The sequence below is a fragment of the Tahibacter sp. genome (assembly GCF_035481375.1).
GTDB lineage: Bacteria > Pseudomonadota > Gammaproteobacteria > Xanthomonadales > Rhodanobacteraceae > Tahibacter.
Map to the genome: position 1 here is coordinate 1 of NZ_DATIGT010000216.1, position 13,341 is coordinate 13,341.

Consider the following 13,341-nt stretch of genomic DNA (forward strand, 5'->3'; position numbering starts at 1 on the left):
GCGCAAGTCTGCGCTTGGCTGCCAATCTTGTCCAGTTCGGCGATGTTCGCCGATGTTTTATTTTTCGCGACACGCCGGGGCTCGAGCCTCAGGCTTTCTTGACGTAGGCCGATTTCAGCTGCATCGCGCCGAAGCCGTCGATCTTGCAGTCGATGTCGTGATCGCCGTCGGTCAGGCGTATGCCCTTGACCTTCGTGCCGACTTTCACGACCGACGACGAACCGCGCACCTTCAGATCCTTGATCACGGTGATCGTATCGCCGTCGGCGAGCGGCGTGCCGTAGGCGTCGCGGATCACGCGGGTGCCGTCGCTCTCGGCCGCGGCGGTCGCGGGATTCCACTCGTGAGCGCATTCGGGGCAGACGAAGTGGCCGCCGTCTTCATAGGTGTAGACGGAATGGCATTCGGGGCAGGGCGGCAGATTGCTCACGCGCGGGCAGGCTCGGATGGGCGGGGCCGGCATGTTCCGCCACACGGTCGCGGGTCGCAACCGCCGGGCGCGTGCGGACGCCGCGCGGTCGGCCCGCAGATCTCAGCGGTGCGGCGCGATCCAGCCCTCGAGCACGGCTTCGCTGACTTCGCCGAGTCGCGTGTCGAGGATGCGGCCGTCGCGGCCGAGCAGCACGCTGTAGGGCAGCGCGCCGTAGGTGTTGCCGAACGGCAGCGATGGATTGGCCGCGAGGTTCGGGCTCAGCAGGATCGGGTACTCGACCGGCGTGTCGCGCAGGAACGCCTCGACGTCGCCGAGGCCGTCGAGCGCGACGCCGACGACCTGCACGCCGTTCGCCGCGTGCTTGCGTTGGAAGCGGTCGAGTTCCGGCATTTCCTTGCGGCAGGGGCCGCACCAGGTCGCCCAGAAGTTGACCACGACGAGCCGGTCGGGCCACTGCGCGAGCGTCGCCGACTTGCCGTCGCGGTCGAGCAGCGCCACGGCCGGCGCGGGATCGCCCTTGCGCGCGACGGTCACGCCGGCTGGCGCCTGCGGGCGCGCCGCTTCGATCCACGCTTCGGCGAGCCAGCGGGTAGTCTCGCTGCGGCTCAGCAGATCCGTGATGCCGCGAGGCGCGCCCTTGCCCGTGACGATGCTGCCGACGACGAGGCCGGCCACGCCCGCGGCGAGCGCGAGCACGCCGATCGCGGCGGTCTGCTTCCAGCCCATCAGCGACCGGCCTTCGCGACGCGCGCGGCGAACGTGTCGGCGGATTCGAAGCCGATGAGCCGCTGCGCGCGGCGCTCCTTGCCGTCGGCGCCGAAGAAGATCGTCGCCGGCGGGCCGAACAGGCCGAAGTGCTTGAGCAGCGCCTGGTCGGTCTCGTCGTTCGCGGTCACGTCGGCCTTGAGCAGCGTATAGCCTTCGAGCGCCGCATGGACTTCAGGTTTGGTAAACGTGAACTTTTCCATTTCCTTGCAGGCCACGCACCAGTCCGCATAGAAATCGAGCATGACCGGCTTGCCCTCGCCGAGGCTGCGCTGCAGGTCTTCGACGCTCTTGATCGTCTTGAACGGCAGATGGTCCTCCTTGGCCGCCGCGCCGCCGCCGAGACCCTTGAGCGGCTGCAGCACATCGCGCGAACCCGCCAGCGCGCCGATCAGCTGCGCGGCGCCGATCACCAGCAGGATCACGCCGAGCGCCTTCCACAGCGTGCGCCAGCCCGATGCGTTGTCCGGCAGGCGTTCGAGCGCGCCGAGGTAGATGCCGCAGGCAACGGCGAGCGTGCCGGCCATCAGCATGACCCAGACCGGATCGAGGAATCTCGACAGCATCCAGATCGCGAGCGCGAGGAAGCTCACGCCGAAGACCGCCTTGACCGAGTCCATCCAGGCACCGGCACGCGGCAGCAGCTTGCCCGCCGCCGTGCCGGCGACCACGAGCGGCGCGCCCATGCCAAGCGACAGCACGAACAGCGCGAGCCCGCCGAACAGCGGGTCGCGCGTCTGGCTGATGTAGAGCACGGCCGCTGCGAGCGGCGGCGCGACGCAGGGACCGACGATCAGCGCCGACAGCACGCCCATGATCGCGACACCGGTCAGCGAGCCGCCCTGCTGGCGATTGCTCACGCTCGCAATGCGGTTCTGCAGTGCCGCCGGCAACTGCAACTCATAGAAGCCGAACATCGACAGGGACAGCAGCACGAACAGCAGCGCAAACGCGGTCAGGATCCACGGCTGCTGGAACGCGGCCTGCAGGTTCGCGCCGACGAGGCCGGCGATGACGCCGGCGATCGTGAACACCACGGTCGAGGCGAGCACGTAGACCGCCGACAGTACGAATGCGCGGCGCGTCGAAACGTCGCCGGCGCCGGCGATGATGCCCGACAGGATCGGCAGCATCGGGAACACGCAGGGCGTGAACGCGAGCAGCAGGCCGAAGCCGAAGAACGAGAGCAGCGCGAACAGACGGTCGCCCGACAGCTGTGCGGCGAGCACCTGTTCTTCCGACCGATCGGAGGGTTCGGCAGCGGCCGGTGCATCCTTTTCGGCCTTGAATGCCGCGCTCGCCGCTTTCAGCTGTTCCGGCGTCGCTGCCGGCAGATCGACGTCGATCGTGCGCGTCATGACCGGATAGCAGATGCCGTTTTCCTCGCAGCCCTGAAACTCGGCGGTCAGCCTGACCTTCTGTGCATCGCCGTGCTCGCGCTGCAGCAGGACCGGCAGCTCGACCTGATTGAAGAAGACCGTGACCTCGCCGAACTTCTCGTCCTTGTGCAGCACGCCGGCCGGCCAGCGCGGCCTGCCGAGCGCGACATCGCCCGCGGGCACGCTGAGCTTCGACTTGTCGCGATACAGGTAGTAGCCCTTGGGCATGGTCCAGCGCGCGAGCAGTTCGGTCGGGCTCGTCGCGATGGTTTCGAACACGAAGGCCTGTTCGGGCGGCAGCGGCAGCGCTTCCTCGCCGGGCGCGGCCGGGTCGTTCGTGCCGACATCCATCGGCGCGTCGGCGGCCGGCTTGCCGATATGGCTCAGCGCCGATTTCAGATCGCCGCCGGCAGGAGCGGGCTGCGCGGCCGCGAGCGGATTGGCCGCCGGTGCGGCCTCGGCCGCGGGCAGTTTCAGACTGACCTTGGTCGCGTGCGGCGGGTAGCAGATCTTGGGCTCCCGCTCGTGACAGCCCTGGATGCTGACACTGAATTCCGCGGTGTCGCCGTTCGCGGTCAGCGGCTGGGTCGCGACGGCTTTGCCGTGATAGACCTCGACGTCGCCGAGGAACTCGTCGTGCTTGGGCTCGCCCGGCGGCAGCTGCAGCTCGCCGAGCGTGACGCCGTCGGCCGGCTTGCCGGTCTTGATGCGCGAGCGATACAGGTAATAGCCGTCGGCGATCTTCCATTCGAGCCTGACCGTGCCGCGGTCGGCAGCCGTGGCGGTCAGCGCGAACGCTTCTTCGACGCGCAGCAGGTCCGTCTCGGATTGCGCGAGGGCCGGGCCGAGGCCGGTCAGGCCGGCGACGAGCAGGGCAAAGCGGGCGAAACGACTCATTGCGGCTCCAGCAAGCGGTTGATCGGGAACGAATCTGCGGAAAGCAGGACCGGGCGGCGGCGCGGTCCCTGCGGTGTTGCGGTTGCGATCGGTCAGTGCTTGAACGCCGTGGTCTCGGCCACCCAGGCCAGGTACGGCTCGTGCCCCAGGGCGACATCGACCGCGATCACCTCCGGGAGTTCATACGGGTGCAGCGCCACGATGCGCTGACGCAGCGCCTCGAAGCGCGCGCGCGTGGTCTTGATCAAGAGCAGCAGCTCGGCGTCGACGTGCGTTTCGCCCTGCCAGCGGTAGGTCGAAACCACGCCGGGCAGGCGGTTCACGCAGGCCGCGAGACCTTCACCGACGAGCGCGCGGGCAATGCGGTCGGCGACGTCCTGGTCGGGCACGGTGCAGTAGACGATCAAGGCGGACATGGCGGCGGCCGCGGCAGGCAGGGGCGCGCACGATAGCGCGAGCGGCGCCGTGAAGCCCACGACTTCCGAGTACGGGCGTGGTTTCGGCGGCCCGGAAGTCCTCCGCCCCTTGAAACCGCCGGACTGCTCCCAATGTGTCGGCCACCCGACAGGGCATTGCCTTGTCACGATCAGCGGCTAAAATTGGCACTCACCGGCGTCGAGTGCTAACAAGCCGCCGCAATCCTTTACCAATCAATTCCTTGTAACCTTTGAGGGAGCAAACATGAAGCTTCGTCCCCTGCACGACCGCGTCATCATCAAGCGCCTGGAAGCCGAGACCAAGTCCGCCGGCGGCATCGTCATCCCCGACAGCGCCACCGAAAAGCCGGTCCGCGGCGAAGTCATCGCTGCCGGCAGCGGCAAGATCCTGGAGGACGGCAAGGTCCGCCCGATCGCGGTCAAGGCCGGCGACAAAGTCCTGTTCGGCAAGTACAGCGGTACCGAAGTGAAGATCGACGGCGAAGAACTCCTCGTCATGCGCGAAGAAGACCTGCTCGCGGTCATCGAAGCCTGAGATCGCCCCGGCCCCGGCGCGAAGGCCGACCCGCCTCTCCGCAGCCCGCCGCAGCGCTTTCTCTAATTTCTCACTTCTACACACTACTTTTCTGGAGTCTCTCCCATGGCAGCCAAAGAAATCCGTTTCAGTGAAGACGCGCGCGCCCGCATGGTCCGCGGCGTCAATATCCTCGCCAATGCCGTGAAGGCCACGCTGGGCCCGAAGGGCCGCAACGTCGTGCTCGAGAAGAGCTTCGGCGCTCCGACGATCACCAAGGACGGCGTCTCCGTCGCCAAGGAAATCGAGCTCGCCGACAAGTTCGAGAACATGGGCGCGCAGATGGTCAAGGAAGTCGCTTCCAAGACCTCCGACGTCGCCGGCGACGGCACCACGACCGCGACCGTGCTCGCCCAAGCGCTGATCCGCGAAGGCATGAAGGCCGTCGCGGCCGGCATGAACCCGATGGACCTCAAGCGCGGCATCGACAAGGCCGTGACGGCGGCCGTCGCCGAACTCAAGTCGCTGTCCAAGCCGACGGCCGACGACAAGGCGATCGCCCAGGTCGGCACGATCTCGGCCAACTCCGACGCCAACATCGGCGACATCATCGCCGAAGCGATGAAGAAGGTCGGCAAGGAAGGCGTGATCACGGTTGAAGAAGGCTCGGGCCTCGAGAACGAACTCGACGTCGTCGAAGGCATGCAGTTCGACCGCGGCTACCTGTCGCCGTACTTCATCAACAACCAGCAGTCGATGCAGGCGGAACTGGATGACCCGTACATCCTGCTGCACGACAAGAAGATCTCCAACGTGCGCGAGCTGCTGCCCGTGCTCGAAGGCGTCGCCAAGGCCGGCAAGCCGCTGCTGATCGTCGCCGAGGAAGTCGAGGGCGAAGCGCTGGCGACCCTCGTCGTCAATACGATCCGCGGCATCGTCAAGGTCTGCGCCGTGAAGGCACCGGGCTTCGGCGACCGTCGCAAGGCGATGCTCGAAGACATGGCGGTCCTGACCGGCGGCACCGTGATCTCCGAAGAAGTCGGCCTGCAGCTCGAAAAGGCCACGATCAAGGATCTCGGCCGCGCGAAGAAGATCGTCGTGTCGAAGGAAAACTCGACCATCATCGACGGCGCCGGCGACGGTGACGCGATCCAGGCCCGCATCAAGCAGATCAAGGCCCAGATCGAAGAAACCAGCTCCGACTACGACCGCGAGAAGCTGCAGGAACGCGTGGCCAAGCTGGCCGGCGGCGTTGCGGTGATCAAGGTCGGCGCCGCGACCGAAGTGGAAATGAAGGAAAAGAAGGCCCGCGTCGAAGACGCGCTGCACGCCACGCGCGCGGCGGTCGAGGAAGGCGTGGTCCCGGGCGGCGGCGTCGCGCTGATCCGCGCGCTGCAGGCCATCGGTGCGGTCAAGGGCGACAACGAAGACCAGGCGCACGGCATCAACATCGCCAAGCGCGCGATGGAAGCCCCGCTGCGCGAGATCGTCTCGAACTGCGGCGAAGAGCCGTCGGTCGTCCTGAATCGCGTCAAGGAAGGCACCGGCAACTTCGGCTACAACGCCGCGAACGGCGAATACGGCGACATGATCGCGTTCGGCATCCTGGATCCGACCAAGGTCACGCGTTCGGCACTGCAGAACGCCGCGTCGATCGCCGGCCTGATGATCACGACCGAAGCCATGGTCGCCGAAGCGCCGAAGAAGGACGCGCCGGCCGCCGGCGGTCACGATCACGGCGGTGGCATGGGCGGCATGGGCGGCATGGATTTCTGATCCACGCCCCCGGCAACGATGCGCCGCGTCGCGGCGCATCGGCCCGGAAATTCGAAAGCCCCGCAGCGATGCGGGGCTTTTTCATTGGCGCCGGCGAAAATCCGATGGCGGCGTGTATCGTCGCCCTCCGACACACGCGCGGAACGCGGACATGACGGGCAACCCACTCACTTCGGCGATCAAGCGCGGCGATGCGGACCGCGTCGCGATCCGGCTGCGGACGATGGATGCTGCAGCCGCCAACGCGCTCGACGGGCACGGCTACACGCCGCTGATGCATGCGGCCATGCGCAGCGAGGACGGTCCTGAACTCGTGCAACTGCTGCTGCGGCATGGAGCCGACCCGAACGCGCAGGCGACCACGGTGTTCAAGTCCGGGTACAGCGTGTCGTCGATCGCGCTCGGCGCGGGCGATCCGTTCAAGGTCCCGGTGCTGCTCGATGCCGGCGGCGGGCGCGCTGACGGCGGATCGTGCCGAACGCACGCCGGCGATCTCGATCGCGTCGCAAACCGACTGCCCGACGATGTTCCGCCCGAACGCTACGACGCGGTGTCGCAAGGCATGCTGAGTTGTCGCAGACGCTTTCTCGCCGAGCCTGAAGTGCGGCGCCGCTAACGGCGGGTAGTGGTCGCACACGTGGGAGGCATCTCGAACGCTTCCTTCACGAGCGGATGGCTCGCCAGTCCACGCTCGCGTACGAGCTGCTTCGCGGCGCCGGCATCGGTCTGTGCAGCTTCGCAACGACCCGCCGCGGCGTCGGCCTGCGCGAGCCACAGCTGCGCTTCGATCACGCGCGGATCCGCTGCGTCGAGACGCTGCCGGCGCGCTTCGTCGAGCGCGGCGCGCAGGCGTTTCGCTGCGGCGTCGACACCGGTTCCGCCCTGGGCGAGTTCGCCGCGCGCGACCGCAACGTGCGCCGGCAACGACAGCGGGTTGAACGCATGGCGATCGTCGGCGAGCGCCGCCTGCGCGTCGGCCAGCGCGCGTCCGCAGTCCGGCGGTGCCGATGCGGCCTGCGTGCAGGCCAGTGCGATGTGCGCCAGCGCGTAGCGGCGCAGGTACGGCGGATAGCCGCGGCCAAGGCGTTCGATGCCGCGCGTCAGCGCAGCGATCGCGGCGTCGGCATCACCGCCGCGCAACAGCACTTCGCCGAGTGCGACGTCGGTGCGGCCTTTCCAGTTGGCCGGTGCATCGGCGGCGAACAGCGACTGCGATTCATCGAGCGCGCGGCGCGCCGCATCGATGTCGCCGGCGAGCAGCCGTTGCTGGCCCTGCAGGCGCAGCGCGCGGGCAACGCTGTTGCCGGCGGGATTTTCCGCACGCCGCGCGACATCGACCGCATCCGCGCAGACCGCCGCGGCCTGCGCCGAACCGAGCGCGAGTTCCGCCGTGCACGCCTGCTGCGCGCCTTGCACGTGCGCCGCGCGCGGCTTGCCGCCGAGGCTCGCAAACACGCGCATCGCGTCGCGCAGATGCTGCTGTGCGTCGGCGAGCCGGCCGGCCATGAGTTCGGCCGAGCCGAGTCCGGTCAGCGCGCCCGCGCTGCGTGCGGACTGCGCGCCGCCGCGCGCGACACGTGCTGCGTACACGCGCTGATACGCGGCGATCGCCTGTTCGAAATCGCCGACGCCTTCCAGCGCGAAACCGAGATTGGCATAGCCGCCGGCCGCCTCGTCGCCGTCGTCGCCGTACAGCGCGATGCGTGCCTGCAGCGCAACGCGCTCGTGCGCCAGCGCCGCCTGCGGATCGCCGCTGTCGTTGGCCAGCAGCGCGAGCCCGTCGTTCAGCCGTATCCACGAATCGTTCGCGAGGCCGGCCGCGCGCAGGCGCCGCTCGGCGTCGAGCAGCACGGGTCTGGCGTTCGTGTAGTCGGCCTGCCGCAGCAGCGCAAGGCCGCGGCTCACGGCGGCCTCCATGGCCAGCGGATGGCCGCGGCCGAGTTCGGCATCGGCGAGCGCGCTCGCGCGCTCGTTCAACGTCCGCAGCTGTTCGCGTTCGTTGAGATAGTCGTAGACGCGACCGAACAGCAGGAGCAGGTCCACTTTTTCCACCGCACCGAGTCCCGGCGTCTCGTCGATGCGTGCGACGCCCTTGCCGAGGAGTTCCGTCAGCGACGGCTGGCGGCCCTCGGCGATGCCGTCGCGCAGCGGCGCGAACAGGCCTTCGACGAACGCACTGACACTGTTCGCGCGCCGCGCTTCCTGCCGTGCGATGCGCATCTGCCACAGCGCGACGCCGAGCGCGCCGATCAGCGCCGCGACGAACACGACCGCCGCGGCGACGCCGACGCGATGCCGCATGATGAACTTGCGTGCGCGATACATCCGCGACGGTGCGCGCGCCGCGATCGGTTCGTTGCGCAGGAAGCGCTCGATGTCGTCGGCGAAATGCCGCGCCGAGGCGTAGCGCCGCTGGGCGTCCGCAGCGAGCGCCGTGCGCAGCACGGTCACGAGATCGGTGTCGAGCGCGCGCCAGCGCTGCTTCACCGAGACGTCCTGCACGGTGTCGCGCGGCAGCGCACCGTCCGCGTCCAGACGCAGACCGAGCAGCAGTTCGGAGGCGATGACGCCGAGCGCATAAACGTCGATCGCCGTCGTCACCGCGCCGCGGCGGAACTGTTCCGGGGCGGCGTAGGCCGGCGTCAGTGCGATGTGCTGGGTCTGCGTCTCGCCGTCCTCGGTATCGCCGAGCAGCTTCGCGATGCCGAAGTCGAGCACCTTGATCTGGCCGTCGGCGGTCACGAGCACGTTCGACGGCTTGAGGTCGCGATGCACGATCAGCAGCCGATGCGCCGCATCGACCGCATGCCCGAGCTGCGCGAGCAGGCGCAGCCGCGCCGCGCGATCGAGCGCATGCCGCTCGGCGTATTCCGTGATGCCGACGCCGTCGACGAGTTCCATCGCGATGTAGGGAATGCCTGCTTCGCTGATGCCCGCGTCGATCAGGTGCGCGACGTTCGGATGCGACAGCTGCGCGAGGATCGCCTGCTCGCGCCGGAAGCGCCGCTGCGCTTCGGCCGAGAACAGGCCGGTGCGCAACAGCTTGAGCGCGGCCGGCTGAAGCGCGGCGCCGACGCGGCGTTCGGCGCGGAACACGACCGACGAGCCGCCCTGGCCGAGCACCGTCAGCAATCGAAAACCGCCGATGTGGCTGCCGATCAGCGCGTCCGCGTCGCCGGCCGGCATCTCGAGTTCGTCCGCCCAGGCGGCCGCGGAATGCGCGAATACGCCGTCATCGTCGTCGCGGGCGTCGGCCGCGAGCATCGATTCGATGAGGCGTCGCGTCTCTGCGCCGATGCCGTGTTCGTTGAGAAATACGTCGCGCGCGATCGCGTCGAGTTCGGCGCAGCGTTCGAACAGCTCGCGCAGCTGCGAGGCGCTGGTTGTCGTGCGGTCGGCGCGGTCGGAGTTCATGCCGCGGGGAAACGACGTTCGACAGCCGCCGGCGACATGCGCCTTACTCCATCTGCGCGAGCAGGAATGCTCGCGCGTAGCGCCAGTCGCGATCGACGGTGCGCGGCACGACGCCGAGCAGCTCCGCGACGCGGTCCAGGGTGAGTCCGCCGAAGTAGTGAAGCTCCACGACCTGCGCCGCGCGCGCATCGTCGCGCGCGAGCGCGTCGAGCGCGCTGTCGAGCTGAAGCGCCTGCTGCGGGCCGAGCGTGACCGCCTCGACCGCCGGATCGGTCAGCGACAGGCGAACCTGGTCGCCGCCGGCCTTGAGTCGCAGGCGCTGCCGCGCGCGATCCACGAGGATGTGCCGCATCGCGCGCGCCGCATAGGCAAAGAATTGCGCCGGGTCGGAGAACGCCAGTTCGTCGCCGCGGCTCACGCGCAGGTAAAGGTCGTGCACGAGTTCGGTCGTGCTGACCGTGCCGCCGCCGGCGCGCCCGAGTTCGCGATGCGCCATGCGCTTGAGCCGGTCGTAGACCTCGCCGAACAGAGCGTCGGCGTTCGGCGGCGGGGCAGGGGGCGACGACATGCGGGACGGCCTCCGGTGGCCATGCACCAGCCTGGCCGATGCGCTGTTCGGTGTTCATGCCCATTTTGGGCAATTAAATGCCCAAAATGGGTAAGTTCGAAAGAAAGCAGGGTTTTTCGGCATTCGGCCGGTGCGTCTGGGACGCTTTACCCGACAATCGCGCCGGGTACGAACTCGGGCGTCACGCGTGCCGGCCGCCCCGGCAGGTCGAGTTCGCTGGCGCGCTCCGGGCTGCGCGCGACGATGCGGCCGCCGCGCAGCACGTAGAGCCGCGCCGCTTTCAGGCGTATCGCCTCGAACGGATCGGCCGCCTGCAGCACGACGAGGTCGGCGCGGCAGCCGGGGTCGAGGCCGTAGCCGTCCAGGTGCAGGATCTTCGCGGCGTTGACGGTGACCGCGTCGAAGGCCTGGCGGATCGCGTCCTGCGACGTCATCTGCGCGACGTGCACGCCCATGTGCGCGACTTCGAGCATGTCGGCGCTGCCGAACGAATACCACGGGTCCATCACGCAGTCGTGGCCGAACGCGACGTTCACGCCGGCGGCGAGCAGCTCCGGCACGCGCGTCATGCCGCGGCGCTTCGGATAGGTGTCGTGGCGTCCCTGCAGGGTGATGTTGATCAGCGGATTGGCGATCGCGGCGACGCCGCTCTGCGCCATCAGCGGCAGCAGCTTCGACACGTAGTAGTTGTCCATCGAATGCATCGACGTGAGGTGCGAGCCGGCGACACGGCCCTGCAGGCCGAGGCGATGCGTCTCGGCTGCGAGCGTCTCGATGTGGCGCGACAGCGGATCGTCCGACTCGTCGCAATGCATGTCGACGAGCAGGCCGCGTGCCGCCGCGATTTCGCAGAGCTGCCGCACCGACTCGGCGCCGTCGGTCATGGTGCGTTCGAAATGCGGAATGCCGCCGACCACCTCGACGCCGCGATCGAGCGCGCGCACGAGGTTGTCGTGCGCCGTCGCCGAACGCAGCAGGCCGTCCTGCGGAAACGCGACGAGCTGCAGGTCGAGGTACGGTGCGACGCGGCGCTTGACTTCGAGCAGCGCGTCGACGGCGAGCAGGCGGTCGTCGCAGATGTCGACGTGGCTGCGGATCGCGAGCAGGCCCTGGCTCACGGCCATATCGCAGTAGGCCAGCGCGCGCTCGACGATGGCTGCGTGGGTCAGTTCGGGCTTGAGCTCGCCCCAGAGCGCGATGCCTTCGAGCAGCGTGCCCGAGCGGTTCAGTCGCGGCAGGCCGAGCGACAGCGCGGCATCGAGGTGGAAATGTGCGTCGACGAACGGCGGGCTGACGAGGCGGTGGCCGACGTCGATTTCCTGCGGCGCAGTCGCGGCCAGAGCAGGTTCGACGGCGGCGATGCGGCCGTCGCGGATGGCGATGTCGTGGTCGCGGCGGCCGTCGGGCAGCGCGGCGTGGCGCAGGATCAGATCCATGGCGGGCTGGGCTAGGGAAACGGAGCGGCACCGTAGCATGTGCGGCGGCGCTGCGGCGCCGCTTGCATCCGTCCGCACGGAGTGCAACGCTCGGCCTCCGGTCGGCGAAACGGTCTCGCCGGCAGCGCTGCGGCAGGTAGTCCGCGGCGCACACGATACTCGCCGCGCGGTCCTGCGACCGTCGCGGCAGCCGCACGGAGCGCCGCGTCGAACCGCGATCGCCATTCCGGCGGCACGGCATCCGCGCGACCCCGGCGGCGCGCAGACGGAAGCGGTGCCGATGCGGCACCATCCGGCTCGCCCCGCGCAACTTTCAGGACCGAACCCGCATGAATCTCGCCGCGACCGCAACGGCAGCCTCCGAGGCCGAGCTGAACCTCGATCCGTACTGGATGCCGTTCACGCACAACCGCTATTTCAAGCAGCATCGCCCGCTCGACCGCCTGCTCGTCGGTGCCGAGGGCGCGTACTACACGACGGTGGAAGGCCAGAAGCTCTTCGACTGTCTCTCGGGTCTCTGGTGTTCGTCGCTCGGCCATCGCGATCCGCGCATCGTCGAAGCCGTCAAGGCGCAGCTCGATCGCGCCGACTACATTCCGGCGTTCCAGGTCGCGAGTCCCGATACGTTCCGGCTCGCCGAGCGCATCGCCGAGGTCGCGCCGGGCGACCTCAACCGCGTGTTCTTCACCAACTCCGGTTCCGAAGCCGTCGACACCGCAGTCAAGATCGCGATCGCCTATCACCGGCTGCGCGGCGACGCGTCGCGCACGCGCATCATCGGCCGCGAGAAGGGCTATCACGGCGTCGGCATCGCGGGCATTTCCGCCGGCGGCATGGTCGCCAACCGCAAGATGTTCGCGCCGCTGATGCTGCCCGGCGTCGACCATCTGCCGCACACGCACAATCTCAAGGAAATGGCGTTCTCGCGCGGCCAGCCGGCCTGGGGCGCGCACCTCGCGGACGAGCTCGAGCGCCTCGTCGCGCTGCACGATGCCTCGACCATTGCCGCGGTCATCGTCGAGCCGATGCAGGGATCCGTCGGCGTCGTCGTGCCGCCGCAGGGCTACCTCACGCGCCTGCGCGAAATCTGCACGAAGCACGGCATCCTGCTCATCTTCGACGAAGTCATCTGCGGCTTCGGCCGCATGGGCGACTGGTTCGGCGCCCAGGCCTTCGGCGCGACGCCCGACCTCATCACCTTCGCCAAGTGCGTCAACAACGGCACCGTGCCGATGGGCGGCGTGATCGCGACCGACGCGGTCTACGGCGCGTTCATGCAGGGTCCCGAGTACATGGTGGAACTGTTCCATGGCTATACCTATTCCGCGCATGCGCTGGCGGTCGCCGCGGCGCATGCGACGCTCGACATCCTGCATGCCGACGCGGTGCCGCAGCGCTTCGCCGAACTCGCGCGCAAGATCGAGGACGGCGTGCACTCGCTCAAGGGCGAGCCCAACGTCATCGACATCCGCAACTGCGGCGCGGCCGGCGCGGTCGAGCTGTCGTCGATTCCCGGCCAGGTCGGGATGCGCGGCCTGCGCCTGTTCGAGGAAGGCCTGAAGCGCGGCCTGCTGCTGCGCTTCACCGGCGATACGATCGCGATGGCGCCGCCGGTCATCACGACCGACAGCGAGCTCCATCAGATGATCGAGGGCGTCCGCGCCTGCATCCGCGCCGTGGCCTGAACCGTTTTCGCGACACCATCGCGCGGCCCCGGCCTTC

At 68.8% G+C, this 13,341-nt stretch carries 11 protein-coding genes; 4 read left to right on the top strand and 7 right to left on the bottom strand.

All coding sequences use genetic code 11. The annotated features are described in order from the left end of the window. Nucleotides 1-88: 88 nt before the first annotated feature. The 4 genes from VLF18_RS14090 to cutA all read right to left on the bottom strand — a co-directional run bounded on the left by VLF18_RS14090 (nucleotide 89) and on the right by cutA (nucleotide 3,890). Nucleotides 89-430 (bottom strand): zinc ribbon domain-containing protein YjdM, encoded by a 342-nt coding sequence (locus VLF18_RS14090; protein WP_325280266.1) that lies wholly within the window; start codon nucleotides 428-430, stop codon nucleotides 89-91. A 102-nt stretch (nucleotides 431-532) separates the two neighbouring features. Next, nucleotides 533-1,159: a TlpA disulfide reductase family protein gene (locus tag VLF18_RS14095; RefSeq protein ID WP_325280267.1), complete on the bottom strand. Its 627-nt coding sequence runs from the start codon at nucleotides 1,157-1,159 to the stop codon at nucleotides 533-535. Then, nucleotides 1,159-3,474 (bottom strand): protein-disulfide reductase DsbD, encoded by a 2,316-nt coding sequence (gene dsbD, locus VLF18_RS14100; RefSeq protein WP_325280268.1) that lies wholly within the window; start codon nucleotides 3,472-3,474, stop codon nucleotides 1,159-1,161. The genes VLF18_RS14095 and dsbD overlap by 1 nt, the downstream gene beginning before the upstream one ends. 92 nt (nucleotides 3,475-3,566) lie before the next feature. After that, a complete protein-coding gene (gene cutA / locus VLF18_RS14105; protein ID WP_325280269.1) occupies nucleotides 3,567-3,890 on the bottom strand; it encodes a divalent-cation tolerance protein CutA in 324 nt (107 codons plus the stop codon). A gap of 265 nt (nucleotides 3,891-4,155) precedes the next feature. Between cutA and groES the strand changes: the two genes are divergently transcribed. The 3 genes from groES (at nucleotide 4,156) to VLF18_RS14120 (ending at nucleotide 6,817) form a co-directional block, all read left to right on the top strand. Beyond that, on the top strand, nucleotides 4,156-4,446 hold the full coding sequence (gene groES / locus VLF18_RS14110) for a co-chaperone GroES (RefSeq protein WP_325280270.1): 291 nt from the start codon (nucleotides 4,156-4,158) through the stop codon (nucleotides 4,444-4,446). Between the two features lie 105 nt (nucleotides 4,447-4,551). Beyond that, nucleotides 4,552-6,201, top strand: coding sequence for a chaperonin GroEL (groL, locus tag VLF18_RS14115; protein ID WP_325280271.1), 1,650 nt, complete (start codon nucleotides 4,552-4,554; stop codon nucleotides 6,199-6,201). Then, entirely contained in the window at nucleotides 6,167-6,817 is a 651-nt protein-coding gene (locus VLF18_RS14120; protein ID WP_325280272.1) for an ankyrin repeat domain-containing protein, read from the top strand. Before groL ends, VLF18_RS14120 begins: the two co-directional genes overlap by 35 nt. On the opposite strand, the gene VLF18_RS14125 is transcribed toward VLF18_RS14120, so the two are convergent. The 3 genes from VLF18_RS14125 to VLF18_RS14135 form a co-directional block, all read right to left on the bottom strand. After that, nucleotides 6,814-9,615, bottom strand: coding sequence for a serine/threonine-protein kinase (locus VLF18_RS14125; RefSeq protein ID WP_325280273.1), 2,802 nt, complete (start codon nucleotides 9,613-9,615; stop codon nucleotides 6,814-6,816). The genes VLF18_RS14120 and VLF18_RS14125 overlap by 4 nt on opposite strands. A 43-nt stretch (nucleotides 9,616-9,658) precedes the next feature. Continuing rightward, the gene (locus VLF18_RS14130) at nucleotides 9,659-10,183 is read right to left on the bottom strand and encodes an ECF-type sigma factor (protein WP_325280274.1); all 525 of its coding nucleotides are present in this window, start codon (nucleotides 10,181-10,183) and stop codon (nucleotides 9,659-9,661) included. Between the two features lie 146 nt (nucleotides 10,184-10,329). Further along, nucleotides 10,330-11,619 (bottom strand): amidohydrolase family protein, encoded by a 1,290-nt coding sequence (locus tag VLF18_RS14135; RefSeq protein ID WP_325280275.1) that lies wholly within the window; start codon nucleotides 11,617-11,619, stop codon nucleotides 10,330-10,332. Nucleotides 11,620-11,948: 329 nt separating this feature from the next. On the opposite strand from VLF18_RS14135, the gene VLF18_RS14140 reads away from it, so the two are divergent. After that, nucleotides 11,949-13,304, top strand: coding sequence for an aspartate aminotransferase family protein (locus VLF18_RS14140; RefSeq protein WP_325280276.1), 1,356 nt, complete (start codon nucleotides 11,949-11,951; stop codon nucleotides 13,302-13,304). Nucleotides 13,305-13,341 lie beyond the last annotated feature (37 nt).